The organism is Streptomyces sp. NPDC007896 (assembly GCF_042959425.1).
Lineage (GTDB): Bacteria > Actinomycetota > Actinomycetes > Streptomycetales > Streptomycetaceae > Streptomyces.
Window position 1 is genome coordinate 18,300 of record NZ_JBIBKX010000018.1, and the last position, 14,427, is coordinate 32,726.

A 14,427-nucleotide genomic window follows, 5' to 3' on the forward strand; every position below is an offset into this window, starting at 1 on the left:
GTGGTGATCAAGAGGCGGCACTGGGCGTTGGCGGCGGCACCGCTGGCGCTGGCCCTGCTGACGGCGACCGGCTGCGACAGCACGTCGAGCGCCCCGGCCGCGACGAAGCCGAACGCCGCGCCGTCCACGGCCACGTCCGCCGCCCGGTCCGTGGCCCGGGTGTGCGCCAACCCCGCCGCCGGACCGGCGAAGGCGCCGGCGGGCGCGGTGACCGTGGACCCCGCCGTGGTCGGCGATCTGGCGGCGAAGACCAAGAAGAGCCCCCCGAACACCACGTTCTGGCTCAAGCCGGGCACGCACAGGCTTGAGCGGGACCGCTACGCCCAGGTCATCCCCAAGAAGGGGGACCGCTACCTCGGCGCGCCGGGCGCGGTGCTCGACGGCCGGAAGGTCAACCAGTACGCCTTCACCGGCAACGCCGCCGACGTCACCATCAGCTATCTCACCGTGCAGGGATTCGTCGCGCCCCAGGACGAGGGCGTGGTCAACCACGACTCGGCCGACGGGTGGGTCATCGAACACACCACGATCAAGGACAACTCCGGCGCCGGGCTGATGGCCGGTGCCCGCCAGCAGGTCCGCGCCGACTGCCTGCGCGACAACGGCCAGTACGGCATGAACGCCTACAAGGGCAACGGCCGTATCACCGGCCTGGTGGTCCAGGGCAACGAGATCGTGGGCAACAACACCGGTGACTGGGAGCGGAAGCGGAAGGGCTGCGGCTGCACCGGAGGCATCAAGTTCTGGAAGGTCAACGGCGCCGACATCAGCGGCAATTGGGTGCACGACAACCGTGGCGCCGGGCTGTGGGCGGACACCAACAACAACGACTTCCGTATCGAGAACAACGTGATCGAGGCCAACGACGGTGCCGCACTGATCTACGAGACGAGCTACAACGCGGTCATCCGGGACAACACGATCCGGCGGAACAACTGGGTCGAGGGCCGCAAGGCGGCCGACAGCGGCGACAACTTCCCGTACGCGACCGTCTACCTGTCCGAGTCCGGCGGCGAACCACGGGTCCCGGCCCGCACCGACAAGATCGAGATCTACCGGAACGTACTGGAGAACAACTGGTCCGGGATCACCCTGTGGGAGAACGCCGACCGGTTCTGCAACAGCCCGGCCAACACCTCGTCCGGTGACTGCACGCTGCTGGTGAAGAAGACGAGCAGTTGTGTGAGACCGGCGATCGCCAAGGCACCGCTCTACTCCGACTGCCGGTGGAAGACCCAGCGGGTGGACATCCACGACAACCGCTTCGTGCTGGACGAGTCCGTCGTCAAGTGCACGGAGATGTGTGACCGCATGGCGGTGCTCTCCAACTACGGCACCTATCCGGACTGGTCGCCTTACCACGGCGAAGGGGTGGCCGACGCCATCACCGAGAAGCAGCACAACCGCTGGCACGACAACGTCTACGTCGGGCCGTGGAAGTTCGTCGCCGAGGACCAGAGCCGGGTGCTCGACTTCGGCCAGTGGCAGGCGACGCCGTACCAGCAGGACCAGGGCAGCACCCTCGACCTACAGGCCGGTGGTTGAGATGAGAGAGAACCTGACGCGCGGACCGGACACGGCGGGGACGCTGCCCGGCGCCGCACCGCGCCCGGCCGGCACACCGAAGATCGTCGGGATCGTCTGGGGGCTGCTGGTCCTCAACACCCTCGGCTCCGCCGGGGCGAAGACCATCGTCCCGCTGCCCCGCTCCCTCATCCAGATGGTCACCATGGGCTCGCTGGTCGCCGCGTTCGCGCTGGCGCTCGTGGTCAACCCGCGGGTGCGCGTCAGGTCCAGCGCCTACGTGCTGCTGCTCACCCTGCTGCTGGTGTCCAGCGTGATCGCCAGCGCGAGCCTGGAGTCCGGGATGGGCGCGCTGTTCCGCTGCTTCCGGCTGACTCTCTTCGTCGGCACCCTGTGGCTGCTCAGCCGCTGGTGGGACGGCAGCCTCACGTTCGTCCGGTACCACATCCGGGCGTACTTCGCGGTTCTCGGCTCGGTGACCCTCGGCCTGGTCGTCTCCCCGGGCAAGGCCCTGCCCGACCTCTACGGCGGACGCCTCGTCGGCGCGCTGTGGCCGCTCACCCCGCCGCAGATCGGGCAGTACGCGGCGGTCATCATCGGGCTCACCGTGCTGCTCGTCATCGGCAAGCGGACCGACCGGACCAGCGCCGTGCTGGTCATCGTGCCGTCGCTGGTGCTGCTCGCGCTGACCCACACCCGGACGGCCACACTCGGCCTGCTCCTCGGGCTGGCGCTCGCGATCGGATCGCTCATCCTGACCAGTGCCGCGGCCCGCCGCTTCTTCACCTGGGCGGTGCTGATCTCCGTGGTGGCCGCGGTCGGCTTCGCCTCCGCGCTGCAGACCTGGTTCCTGCGCGGACAGAACCAGGAGAACTTCTCCAGTCTCACCGGACGGGCCAAGGTCTGGAACGCCCTGCTGGCCGCGCCCCGGTCGACCTCGGAGAAGCTGTTCGGCGTGGGCCTGGGCGACAAGTCGTTCGGCGGCCTGCCGATCGACAACAGCTGGCTGGCCGTCTACAACGAACAGGGTCTGATCGGCGTCACCCTCGTCGCCGCGATCATCGTCGTGCTGGGCGGCGTCGCGCTGCTGCGCCCGCCGTCCCTGCAGCGGGCCTGCGCGATCTTCCTGATCAGCTACTGCGCGATCGCCTCGTACACCGAGGCAGGCCTCGGCGACGCCTCGCCGTATCTGCTCCATCTGGCCCTGGCCGCCTCGCTGTTGGCGGCACCCGCCCAGGCCGCTCCGCTCGCCCTGCCCGAAGCCCCTCGACGGCACGTCCCGCGCTGGGCCCGTAGATCGGAGGTGAACTGAGCATGCACGTTCTCGTGGTGCACAACCGCTACGCCTCGGCGCAGCCGAGCGGGGAGAACAAGGTCGTCGACCAGGAGGTGGAGCTGCTGCGCGCGGCCGGCCACCGGGTCGAGGTGTTCGAGCGGCGCAGCGACGACATCGGCGGCCGCTCCCTCCTCGGCAAGGTCGCGGTACCGCTCCTGGTGCCGTGGAATCCGGGGGTGCGCACGGAGCTCGCCGCCACACTGCGCGCCGAGCGGCCGGACGTGGTGCACGTCCACAACGTGTTCCCGCTCCTGTCGCCCGCGGTCCTCGCCGCCTGCGCCGACGCCGGGGTGCCCGCCGTCGCCACGCTGCACAACTACACCCAGGTCTGCCCGCCCGGCACACTCCAGCGGGACGGCCGACCGTGCACCGAGTGCGTCGGCTCGACGCCGCTGCCCGCCGTCCGGCACGGCTGCTACCGCAACTCCCGCCTCGCGACCGTGCCGCTCGCGGTCAGCCTGTCGGTCAACCGGCGGCGCTGGTGGACCGGCGTGGAGCGCTTCCTCTGCATCTCGGCGGCGCAGCGCGACGTCCTGGTGCGCTCCGGCATGCCGGCCGGACGCCTGGCGGTGAAGCACAACTTCGTCCCGGAACCCGACATCCGCCGGGACGGCGGGGGCGAGCAGGTGCTCTATCTCGGCCGGCTCGCGGAGGCCAAGGGCGTACGACTGCTCATGGCCGCGTGGGACGAGGTCGCGGCGAGCGGTGGCGTGGGCGTCCCGCTCGTGATCGCCGGCACCGGGCCACTGGAGAAAGAGGTGACCGCCTGGGCGGCGGGCCGCGACGACGTGCGCTACGTCGGCCTGTTGGACCCGGCGGAGTGCCAAGAGGCCATCGCGCGCTCGGTCGCCGTGGTGGCTCCCTCGACGTGGCTGGAGGCGTTCGGCCTGGTGGTCGTGGAGGCGATGGCGGCCGGGGTCCCGACCGTCGCCGCCGGCCACGGCGCCTTCGTCGAACTCGTCGAGGACGGCGTCACCGGGCTGCTGCACCGGCCGGGCGACTCCGCCTCGCTCGCGTCCTGCATACGCCGGATCGCGGCCGAGCCGGCCCGCAACCGGGAGATGGGCCAGGCGGCCCGCCGCCGTTACGAGCAGGGCTTCAGCCCGGCCGTCGGCCTGGAGCGCCTGGTGGAGGAGTACCGCACCGCGATCGCGGGTCGGTCAGCACAGGCTCACGTTGGGGACACCCGCGCGAGCAGGGGGGATGGGGACAGCAGATGACACGATGCCGACTCTGCGGCTCGGAAGCGATGGCGAGCGTCGTCGACCTCGGGGCGACGCCGCCGTGTGAGAGCTTTCTCGCCGCGGACCAACTGGATCAGCCGGAGCCGGCGTACCCGCTGCATCTGCGGGTCTGCACCGACTGCTGGCTCGCGCAGATCCCGCCGCTGATCACGCCGGAGGAGACGTTCAAGGAGTACGCATACTTCTCCTCCTACTCGACCTCCTGGGTGGAGCACGCGCGCACGTTCGTCGACAGCGCCGTCCAGCGGCTGGATCTCGGCACCGACGCCTTCGTGGTCGAGGTCGCGAGCAACGACGGGTACCTGCTGAGGCATGTGGTGGACCGCGGGATCCGCTGCCTCGGCATCGAGCCCTCGGTGAACGTCGGTGCCACGGCGCGAGAGGCGGGTGTGCCCACGCTCACGCAGTTCCTGAGCCCCGACACCGGCTCGGCCGTCCGCGCCGAGCACGGCCCGGCGGACCTGGTCGTGGCCAACAACGTCTACGCGCACATCCCCGATGTGGTCGGGTTCACCCAGGGGCTGCGCGCCCTGGTCGCCGACGACGGCTGGGTCTCCATCGAGGTGCAGCACCTGCTCACCCTGATCGAGGAGAACCAGTACGACACGATCTACCACGAACACTTCCAGTACTACACGGTCGCGTCCGCGATACGAGCCCTCGCGAGCGGCGGACTCACGCTCGTGGACGTCGAGTTGCTGCCCACGCACGGCGGCTCCATCCGGCTGTGGGCCCGGCCTGCCGAGGCGGCCGGCGAGCCGACGCAGCGGGTGACCGACGTGCTGGCCCGGGAGAAGGCCGCCGGGCTGCAGGAGCTGTCCGGGTACGCCGAGTTCTCCGCCCGGGTGGCAAAGGTGCGCCGGGACCTGCTGCGGTTCCTCATCGACGCGGCCGAGCGCGGCGAGACGGTCGTCGGCTACGGCGCCCCGGGCAAGGGCAACACCCTGCTCAACCACTGCGGCATCCGCCCCGACCTGCTCGTCTACACGGTCGACCGCAACCCGTACAAGCACGGCCGGTTCACCCCCGGCACCCGCATCCCGATCCTGCCGCCCGAACAGATAGCCGCCGACAAGCCCGACTACGTCCTCGTCCTCCCGTGGAACCTGCGGGCCGAACTGGTCGAGCAGCTGTCCTTCGTCCACGACTGGGGCGGCCGGCTGGTCTTCCCGATCCCGGAACTGAGCATTGTCGAGGTCAAGTCATGAAGGTCGTTCTGTTCTGCGGCGGTTACGGCATGCGCATGCGCAACGGAACCTCCGACGACGTCCCCAAGCCGATGGCGATGGTCGGGCCGAGACCGCTGATCTGGCACGTCATGCGCTACTACGCGCACTTCGGGCACAAGGAGTTCATCCTGTGCCTCGGCTACGGCGCCCACCACATCAAGAACTTCTTCCTCAACTACGAGGAGACCGCGTCCAACGACTTCGTGCTGCGGGGCGGGCGGACCGAGCTGCTGTCCACCGACATCGCGGACTGGACGATCACGTTGGCGCAGACCGGCATCGAGTCACCCATCGGGGAGCGGCTGCGCCGGGTGCGGCACCACCTGGACGGCGACGAGATGTTCCTCGCCAACTACGCCGACGTGCTCACCGACGCCCCGCTGCCGGAGATGATCGACCGGTTCGCCGCGCGCGACGCCGGGGCGTCGATGATGGTGGTGCCGCCGCAGTCCTCGTTCCACTGTGTGGAGTTGGGCGAGGACGGCCTGGTGGGGGGCATCACCGCGGTGAGCGATATGCCGCTGTGGGAGAACGGCGGCTACTTCGTGCTCCGCCAGGAGGTCTTCGACCACCTACCGGAGAACGGGGACCTGGTCGCCGACGGATGCGCCCAACTCGCCAAGCGGGGGCGGCTGGTGGCGCATCAGCACCGCGGCTTCTGGAAGCCGACGGACACCGTGAAGGAGCGGGCCGCGCTCGACGAGGCCTACGCCAGGGGCGACCGCCCGTGGGCCGTGTGGGAGCCGGACAGCGCCGGAGTAAGAGCGTGATCCGGCTCGGGGCCGGACCCCTGGACCGGATCGTCGCGGTCGGCGCGCACTGCGACGACATCGCCATCGGCGCCGGCGGCACGCTGCTGACGCTGTGCCAGGCGCGGCCGGGCATCCGCGTCGACGCGCTGGTGCTCTCCGGCGGCGGCAGCGAGCGGGAGCAGGAGGAGCGGGCCGCGCTCGCCGCCTTCTGCCCGGGCGCCGACCTGCGGCTGACCGTGCTCAAGCTGCCGGACGGCCGGATGCCCGCGTACTGGGAGGAGGCCAAGGCCGCGGTCGAGGAACTGCGCGAGCGAACCGAGCCGGATCTGCTCCTCGCCCCGCGCACCGATGACGCGCACCAGGACCACCGCGGCCTGGCACAACTGCTGCCCACCGCGTTCCGTGACCACCTCGTGCTCGGCTACGAGATCGTCAAGTGGGACGGCGACCTCGGCCGACCAGCGGCGTACCAGCCGCTGTCACCCGAGATCGCCGAACGAAAGGTGCAACTGCTGCAGGAGCACTACCCCTCGCAGCGGCACCGGCCCTGGTACGACCGGGAGGCATTCCTCGGCCTCGCCCGGATCCGCGGCATCGAATGCCACGCGCGCTACGCCGAGGCGTTCGCCGTCACCAAACTCACGCTCAATCTGGGGGACTGAACCTTGCGCGTACTACTGACCGGACACCAGGGCTATCTGGGCACTGTGATGGCCCCGGTCCTCGCGGCCGCCGGACACGAGGTCGTCGGCCTCGACGCCGGCCTGTTCGCCGACTGCGTCCTCGGCCCCGCGCCCGCGGACCCGCCGGGGCATCGGGTGGACCTCCGCGACGTCACGGCCGACCACGTGGCCGGGGTGGACGCCGTGATCCACCTGGCCGCGCTGTCCAACGACCCGCTGGGATCGCTGGCACCGGAGCTCACCTACGACATCAACCACCACGCGTCCGTACGCCTCGCACGGCTGGCCCGCGACGCCGGAGTGCGGCGCTTCCTGTACGCGTCGACCTGCTCGGTCTACGGCGCCTCCGGCGGCGACGACCTGGTCGCGGAGGACGCCCCGCTGCGCCCGGTGACGCCGTACGCGGAGTCGAAGGTGCGGGTGGAGGACGACCTGCACGCGCTGGCCGACGGCGACTTCACCCCGGTGTTCATGCGCAACGCCACCGCCTTCGGTTACTCGCCCCGGCTGCGCGCCGACATCGTGCTGAACAACCTGGTGGGCCACGCGCTCCTGTCCGGCGAGGTGCTGGTGCTCTCCGACGGCACCCCCTGGCGCCCGCTGGTGCACGCCGCCGACATCGCACGGGCCTTCGCGGCCGCGCTGACCGCGCCGCGGGAATCGGTGCACGACCGGGCGTTCAACATCGGCAGCGAGATCAACAACGTCACGGTCGCCGAGATCGCCGAGCAGGTCGCCGAGGCGGTGTCCGGCGCGAAGGTGGTGATCACCGGGGAGAACGGTGCCGATCCGCGGTCGTACCGGGTGGACTTCTCCCGGTTCCGCGCCGCGATACCCGGCTTCGACTGCGAGTGGACGGTGAAGCAGGGCGCACTCGAACTCGCCGACGCATACCGGAAGTTCGACCTGACCCGAGAGGACTTCGAGCAGCGTTTCACCCGCCTTGCCGTGCTGCGCGCGGCCTCCGACGCCGGCACCGTCGACGACACCCTGCGGTGGCGCCGATGACCGACGCGGGCGAAGAGATGCACGCGCTGGTGGAGCGGCTGTACCCGCTCTGCCGGAGCATCACCGGTGACGGTGTGCGCGCCACCCTGGAGATCGTCGGCGAGTACGTCCCGCTGCGGGTGCACGAGGTGCCGACCGGGACTCAGGTGCTCGACTGGACGGTGCCGCAGGAGTGGAACATCCGGGACGCGTACATCGCCGACACCGCCGGCAACCGCGTCGTCGACTTCGCCGCGTCCAGCCTGCACGTGCTCGGCTACAGCGTGCCGGTGTCGGCGACCATGCCGCTGGCCGAGCTGCGCGGACATCTGCACACCCTGCCGGACCACCCGTCCTGGGTGCCGTACCGCACCAGCTACTACAAGCCGGAATGGGGGTTCTGCCTGGCGCAGGAGACCCTGGACGCGCTGCCCGAGGGCGAGTACGAGGTGCGCATCGACTCCACGCTCGCCGACGGCCACCTCACCTACGCCGAGCACGTGGTCCCCGGGCAGGTCGCCGACGAGGTGATCGTCTCCTGCCACGTCTGCCACCCGTCACTGGCCAACGACAATCTGGCCGGCATCGCGGTGGCCACATTCCTGGCCCGGGCGCTGGCGCAGGAAACGCCGTATTACACCTACCGGTTCATCTACGCACCCGGCACCATCGGGGCGATCACCTGGCTGGCCCGCAACGCGGAGCGGGTGGAACGGGTCAAGCACGGCCTTGTGCTGGCCTGCGCCGGCGACCCGGGCCGGCTGACGTACAAACAGAGCAGGCGCGGCGACGCGGAGATCGACCGGGTGATGCGGCATGTGCTGGACGCCTCCGAACGCCCGCACCACGTCACCGAGTTCACTCCGTACGGCTACGACGAGCGGCAGTACTGCTCACCCGGGTTCAATCTCGGCGTGGGCTCGCTCAGCCGGACCCCGTACGCCGGCTACCCCGAGTACCACACCTCGGCGGACAACCCGGGCTTCGTCTCCCCGGAGGCGATGGCGGACACACTCGCCCTCTGCCGCGAGGCGTTCACCGTCCTCGACCGCAACCGGCGGTACCTCAACCTCAGCCCCTACGGCGAACCCCAGCTGGGCCGACGCGGGTTGTACGACGCGCTCGGCGGACGCAGCGACACCAAGCAGGCCCAGATGGCCATGCTCTGGGTGCTCAGCCTCTCCGACGGCGAGCACAGTCTGCTGGACGTCGCCGAGCGGTCCGGGCTGCCGTTCGACACCGTCGCCGCCGCGGCCGACGCCCTGTGCGGCGCCGAACTGATCAAGGCATGACGCCGATGACCACCGAGGGGGAGAAGGCGACGGCATCGGCGGCCCCGGCAGGACCCGCCCGGCAAACCGCCAAGCGGGCCATGGTCGGCCGGCTGTCCTGGGGACTGGCCGACCAGGCGGCCTCCAGCGTGAGCAACTTCGCGGTGGGCATCTACGTGGCCCGCTCGCTGGGGGTGACCGCGTTCGGCGTGTTCAGCCTCGCCTGGGTGACGTACGGCGTGGTGCTCAACGTCTCCCGCGGGCTGGCCACCGATCCGCTCGTGGTGCGCTTCAGCGGCGTGCCGGGCGCGTCCTGGCGCGGGGCGGTGGGCCGGTCGACGGGTACCGCACTCGTTGTCGGTACCGCCCTCGGCGCGGTGTGTCTGATGGCCGGGCTCGGCCTCGGCGGCCGCGTGGGGCCCGCGTTCGCCGCCCTGGGTGTCATGATGCCGGGGCTGCTGCTCCAGGACGCCTGGCGGTTCTCGTTCTTCGCCGCCGGCACCGGGCGGAAGGCGTTCGTCAACGACGTCGTGTGGGGTGCCGCACTCGTCCCGGCCATGGTGGTGGCAGCCCGTGTGGGCAGCGTGGCCGCTTTCGTGCTCGCCTGGGGCGCGTCCGCCACGGTGGCGGCGGGGTACGGCTACATCCAGTCCGGCATCCGGCCCCTGATGACCGAGGCACGCGGGTGGCTTCGCGAGCAGCGTGATCTCGGCTACCGGTACCTGGTGGAGAACGTCAGCCTCAGTGGCGCGAGCCAGCTGCGGGCGTACGGGCTCGGCGCGATCGTCGGGGTGAGCGCGGTGGGTGCGGTGCGGGGCGCCGAGCTCCTGATGGGCCCGTTCCTCTCCGTGCTGATGGGTCTTTCGCTGGTCACCGTCCCGGAGGCGGCCCGGGTGCTGCGGCAGGCCCCGCATCAACTGGGCAGGTTCTGCCTCCTCCTCGGCGGGGGGCAGGCCGCCGGAGCGCTGCTCTGGGGCTCGGCGCTGCTGCTGATGCCGGGCCCGCTCGGCGAGATGGTGCTCGGCGGCGTCTGGCACTCCTCCTCGCAGCTCATCGTGCAGATCACCCTCAGCGTCGCGGGAGCGGGCCTCGGCACCGGCGCGGCGGCCGGACTGCGCGCGCTCGGCGCGGCCCGGCGCAGCCTGCGCTGCCAGCTGTTCGCCTCCGCCTGCTACGTCGGCGGCGGGCTCGGCGGGGCGGCCGCCGCCGGCACGGCAGGCTCGGCCTGGGGAGTCGCCGCCGCGACCATCAGCGGCTCGGCCGTGTGGTGGCTGCAACTGCGGTCCGCCCTGCGCGAGCGCCACCGCAATCCCCTTCCCGAAGTGAGGACCGCATGACCGACCGACCCAGGCTGAGCATCGGCCTGCCCGTGTACAACGGCGAGGAGTACCTGGCCGAGTCGTTCGACGCCCTGCTCGGCCAGACCTACGAGGACTTCGAACTGGTCGTCTCCGACAACGCCTCGACCGACGGGACCGAGGACATCTGCCGCAAGTACGCCGCGCAGGACTCCCGCATCCGGTACCACCGGCTGCCCCGGAACATCGGCGCCACGCCGAACCACAACCATGTGTTCGCCGAGTCCCGCGGCGAGCTGTTCAAGTGGGCCTCGCACGACGACCTCTACGGCCGCGACCTGCTGCGGCGCTGCGTGGAAGCGCTGGACGAGCGGCCGGACGTCATCCTCGCGCACACCGACCAGGCGGTCATCGACGGCGACGGCCAGGTGACGGTCCCCTACGAGTACACGCTCGCCACCGGCTCGCCGCACGCGCCGGAGCGCTTCCGCAGTCTGCTGTTCGAGCCGGGCGGCGACGACTTCTACGGGGTGATGCGGGCCGACATGCTGCGCCGGGTGAAACCGATGGACAGCTACCACCACGCGGACCGCACCTTCGTCGCCGAGATCACCCTGCACGGGCGCTTCCACCAGGTGCCGGAGCTGCTGTACTTCCGCCGCGACCACCCCACCCGCGCCGAGCGGGCGAACCCGTCCAAGCGCTCCCGGTGCGTCAACCTGGACCCGCGCCGGGCAGGCCTGCTGCACCCGACGCCCCGGCTGCTGGCCGAGTACGTCTGGGGCTTCGCCTCGGCGATCCGGCGGGCGCCGCTGTCCCCGGCCGACCGGCGCGCGTGCTACGGCCACCTGGCATCGTGGATGACCAGCCGGGTCCGGCCGGGTGCCGGCGAGCGGGTCGAGGACCGTGCCCCGGTCGACCCGGCCCTGCTCACGGTCTCCGTCGACGCCCTCGTCGCCGGCCGTGAGGGGAGGCAGGTATGACGGCCGCGGACAAAACCCCGGTGCGCGTCGGGGTGTTCGGCCTGCTCGGCTCCGGCAACCTCGGCAACGACGGATCGCTCGAAGCCGTGCTCGGGTACCTCCGCGCCGAGCACCCGGAGGCGGTCGTGGACGCGCTGTGCGGCGGGCCCGAGGCCGTGACGATCCGGTTCGGGATCCCCGCCACGCGGCTGCACTGGAACCGCGCGGAATACCGGACCGCGTCACGTGCGGGCGCGATCGCCGCGAAGGGACTCGGCAAACTCGTCGACGTCTTCCGCACCGCCGCCTGGGTGCGCCGGCACGACGTGGTGATCGTGCCGGGCATGGGCGTCCTGGAGGCGACCCTGCCGCTGCGGCCGTGGGGCTTCCCGTACTCGTTGTTCCTGCTCTGCGCGAGCGGCCGGCTGCTGGGCACCCGGGTCGCGCTCGTCAGCGTCGGCGCCGCCGAGATTCGCAACCGGCCGACCCGGGCCCTGGTGCGCTGGTCGGCGCGGCTGGCCGCATACCGGTCGTACCGGGACGCGCAGTCCCGCGACGCGATGCGGGCGATGGGCGTGGACACCGCGCGCGACGAGGTCTACCCGGACCTCGCGTTCGCCCTGCCGACGCCGCGGGCGAGCGCCCCGTCCGGCTCGCCCGGCCCGGTCTGCGTCGGCGTCATGGACTTCCACGGCGGCAACGACGACCGCGCCCGCGCCGATGAGATATACCGGCGCTACCTCGACGGGACGGTCCGGTTCGTCGGCGCGCTGGTCGAGGAGGGCAGGGCTGTCCGGCTGCTCACCGGTGACGAGTGCGACGCGTCGGTGGTCGCCGCGATCCTCGACGCGGTGGACTCGCCGCTGGTCACCGCTGCCGAACCGTCCTCACTGGCCGACCTGATGAAGGAGATGGCGGCTGCCGACACCGTGGTGGCGGTCCGGTACCACAACCTGATCTGCGCGCTGAAGACCGGTACGCCGGTGCTCGCTCTTAGCTACGCGGCGAAGAGCGACGCGCTCATGGCGGAGATGGGCCTCGGCGCGTACTGCCACCCGGCGCGCGAGGTCGACGCCGACCGGCTGCTCCAGCAGTTCCGTGCGCTGGAGAAGCGTTCGGCCGAGCTGCGGCAGACCCTCGCCGAGCGGAACCTGGCCGCCGCCCGGCGACTCGAGCACCAGTTCAACTCCTTGACCGCGGCCCTGTTCCCTGCGACCGACCACGCCCACACCTTGCGGAAGGCTTCATGAAGGCGATCGAAGTCCCGGAGATCACCGGCGCGTACCTCTTCGAGCCGACACCGTACGCCGACGAACGCGGCTTCTTCTGCCGCACCTTCGACGCCGACGTGGTCCGCTCGGTGGGCCTCGACCCGGACGCCTTCGTCCAGGACAGCCTCTCCCGCTCGGTCCGGGGCGTGCTGCGCGGCCTGCACCTGCGCTCCGGCGCAGGCGAGGCCAAGCTGGTGCGGTGCTCGTACGGGTCGATCTTCGACGTCGTCGTGGACCTGCGGCCGGACTCGCCGACGTACCGCAACCGGGCCTTCTTCGAGCTCTCCGGCGAGACGCAGGTGACCTTGTACATCCCGGCGGGGTGCGCGCACGGCTTCCAGGCGCTGACCGAGACCGCCGACACCTCGTACCGGATCGACCGCCCGCACGATCCGGCCGAGGACGTGACGATCGCCTTCGACGACCCCGAGCTCGCCATCCCCTGGCCGCTGCCGGTCGCATCGATGTCCAGGCGGGACCGGGAGGCGCCGAGTCTCGCCAAGGTCCTGCAGCACAAGGAAAGTTGAGGTCGGCGTGCCCACCGAAGACACCCAAGAACTCCTCCTGCCCCGCTCGCGGATGGCGAACGAGCGGCTGCACGCCATGATCCCCGGGGGTGCCCACACCTACGCCAAGGGCGACGACCAGTACCCCGAGAACCTGGCCCCGGTCATCAGCCACGGCCGCGGTGCCCACGTGTGGGACATCGACGGCAACCGCTACATCGAGTACGGCTCCGGCCTGCGGTCGGTCAGCCTCGGCCACGCCCACCCACGCGTGATCGAGGCGGTGCGACGGGAACTCGACCGCGGCAGCAACTTCGTCCGGCCGTCCATCGTGGAGGTCGAAGCCGCGGAACGCTTCCTGGCCACGGTGCCGACCGCCGAGATGGTGAAGTTCGCGAAGAACGGCTCCGACGCCACCACCGCCGCGGTGCGCCTCGCCCGCGCCGCCACCGGGCGCCCTCGGGTGGCCCTCTGCGCCGACCATCCGTTCTTCTCCGTCGACGACTGGTTCATCGGCACCACGCCGATGTCCGCCGGCATTCCGGCGGCGACCAACGAGCTCACCGTGGCGTTCCCTTACGGGGACCTGGCCGCAACGGAGGAGCTGCTCACCCGGTACCAGGACGAGGTCGCCTGCCTGATCCTCGAACCCGCCACCCACACCGAGCCGCCGCCCGGGTACCTCGCCGGCCTGCGCGAGCTGGCCGACCGGCACGGCTGCGTACTGATCTTCGACGAGATGATCACCGGCTTCCGCTGGTCCGAGGCGGGCGCCCAGGGCCTGTACGGCGTCGTCCCCGACCTCTCCACGTTCGGCAAGGCGCTGGGCAACGGATTCGCCGTCTCCGCGCTCGCCGGGCGCCGCGATCTGATGGAGCGGGGCGGGCTGCGTCACTCCGGAGACCGGGTGTTCCTGCTGTCCACCACGCACGGTGCGGAAACGCACTCCCTGGCAGCCGCGATGGCCGTGCAGACCATCTACGTCGAAGAGGGCGTCACCGCGCGGCTGCACGCCCTCGGCGAGCGGTTGGCCGCCGGTCTCCGCGACGCCGCGGCCGGCATGGGCGTCGGCGACCACATCGCCGTCCGGGGCCGGGCCAGCAACCTGGTCTTCGCCACCCTCGACGAGAACCTGCAGCCGTCACAGCAGTACCGCACCCTGTTCCTGCGCCGACTCCTCGCGGGCGGGGTGCTGGCTCCATCGTTCGTGGTGAGCAGCGCGCTCAGCGACGCCGACATCGATCACACCGTCGACGTGGTGGCCCAGGCGTGTGCGGTGTACCGGAAGGCACTGGACGCCGCTGACCCCACCCCCTGGCTGGCCGGACGACCGGTGAAGCCCGTATTCCGCCGCTTGGTGTGAC

The 14,427-nt window shown here is 71.2% G+C and carries 13 protein-coding genes; all 13 read left to right on the top strand.

The genetic code is table 11. The annotated features are described in order from the left end of the window. The 13 genes from ACFZDJ_RS42360 to ACFZDJ_RS42420 are packed head-to-tail and all read left to right on the top strand — an operon-like array spanning position 1 to position 14,426. Positions 1-1,545: a right-handed parallel beta-helix repeat-containing protein gene (locus tag ACFZDJ_RS42360; protein ID WP_391067334.1), complete on the top strand. Its 1,545-nt coding sequence runs from the start codon at positions 1-3 to the stop codon at positions 1,543-1,545. Position 1,546: 1 nt separating this feature from the next. Continuing rightward, positions 1,547-2,836, top strand: a complete 1,290-nt coding sequence (locus ACFZDJ_RS42365; protein WP_391067337.1) for an O-antigen ligase domain-containing protein — start codon at positions 1,547-1,549, stop codon at positions 2,834-2,836. 2 nt (positions 2,837-2,838) lie between these two features. Beyond that, positions 2,839-4,080, top strand: a complete 1,242-nt coding sequence (locus tag ACFZDJ_RS42370; protein ID WP_391067340.1) for a glycosyltransferase — start codon at positions 2,839-2,841, stop codon at positions 4,078-4,080. Then, entirely contained in the window at positions 4,077-5,312 is a 1,236-nt protein-coding gene (locus ACFZDJ_RS42375) for a methyltransferase domain-containing protein (RefSeq protein ID WP_391067343.1), read from the top strand. Before ACFZDJ_RS42370 ends, ACFZDJ_RS42375 begins: the two co-directional genes overlap by 4 nt. After that, entirely contained in the window at positions 5,309-6,103 is a 795-nt protein-coding gene (locus ACFZDJ_RS42380) for a glucose-1-phosphate cytidylyltransferase (protein WP_390936262.1), read from the top strand. The genes ACFZDJ_RS42375 and ACFZDJ_RS42380 overlap by 4 nt, the downstream gene beginning before the upstream one ends. Then, positions 6,100-6,747, top strand: a complete 648-nt coding sequence (locus tag ACFZDJ_RS42385) for a PIG-L family deacetylase (protein WP_391067346.1) — start codon at positions 6,100-6,102, stop codon at positions 6,745-6,747. The genes ACFZDJ_RS42380 and ACFZDJ_RS42385 overlap by 4 nt, the downstream gene beginning before the upstream one ends. Before the next feature lie 3 nt (positions 6,748-6,750). Next, positions 6,751-7,776 (top strand): NAD-dependent epimerase/dehydratase family protein, encoded by a 1,026-nt coding sequence (locus ACFZDJ_RS42390; protein WP_390936266.1) that lies wholly within the window; start codon positions 6,751-6,753, stop codon positions 7,774-7,776. Next, positions 7,764-9,047: a DUF4910 domain-containing protein gene (locus ACFZDJ_RS42395; protein WP_391067349.1), complete on the top strand. Its 1,284-nt coding sequence runs from the start codon at positions 7,764-7,766 to the stop codon at positions 9,045-9,047. The genes ACFZDJ_RS42390 and ACFZDJ_RS42395 overlap by 13 nt, the downstream gene beginning before the upstream one ends. Then, positions 9,044-10,363 (top strand): hypothetical protein, encoded by a 1,320-nt coding sequence (locus ACFZDJ_RS42400; protein WP_391067352.1) that lies wholly within the window; start codon positions 9,044-9,046, stop codon positions 10,361-10,363. The genes ACFZDJ_RS42395 and ACFZDJ_RS42400 overlap by 4 nt, the downstream gene beginning before the upstream one ends. Then, complete coding sequence (locus ACFZDJ_RS42405; RefSeq protein WP_391067354.1) at positions 10,360-11,307, top strand: glycosyltransferase; 948 nt, start codon at positions 10,360-10,362, stop codon at positions 11,305-11,307. The genes ACFZDJ_RS42400 and ACFZDJ_RS42405 overlap by 4 nt, the downstream gene beginning before the upstream one ends. Continuing rightward, positions 11,304-12,536: a polysaccharide pyruvyl transferase family protein gene (locus tag ACFZDJ_RS42410; RefSeq protein ID WP_391067357.1), complete on the top strand. Its 1,233-nt coding sequence runs from the start codon at positions 11,304-11,306 to the stop codon at positions 12,534-12,536. The genes ACFZDJ_RS42405 and ACFZDJ_RS42410 overlap by 4 nt, the downstream gene beginning before the upstream one ends. Beyond that, positions 12,533-13,084, top strand: a complete 552-nt coding sequence (locus ACFZDJ_RS42415; protein ID WP_390936278.1) for a dTDP-4-dehydrorhamnose 3,5-epimerase family protein — start codon at positions 12,533-12,535, stop codon at positions 13,082-13,084. The genes ACFZDJ_RS42410 and ACFZDJ_RS42415 overlap by 4 nt, the downstream gene beginning before the upstream one ends. A gap of 7 nt (positions 13,085-13,091) precedes the next feature. Further along, complete coding sequence (locus ACFZDJ_RS42420) at positions 13,092-14,426, top strand: glutamate-1-semialdehyde 2,1-aminomutase (protein ID WP_391067360.1); 1,335 nt, start codon at positions 13,092-13,094, stop codon at positions 14,424-14,426. Position 14,427: the final 1 nt, after the last annotated feature.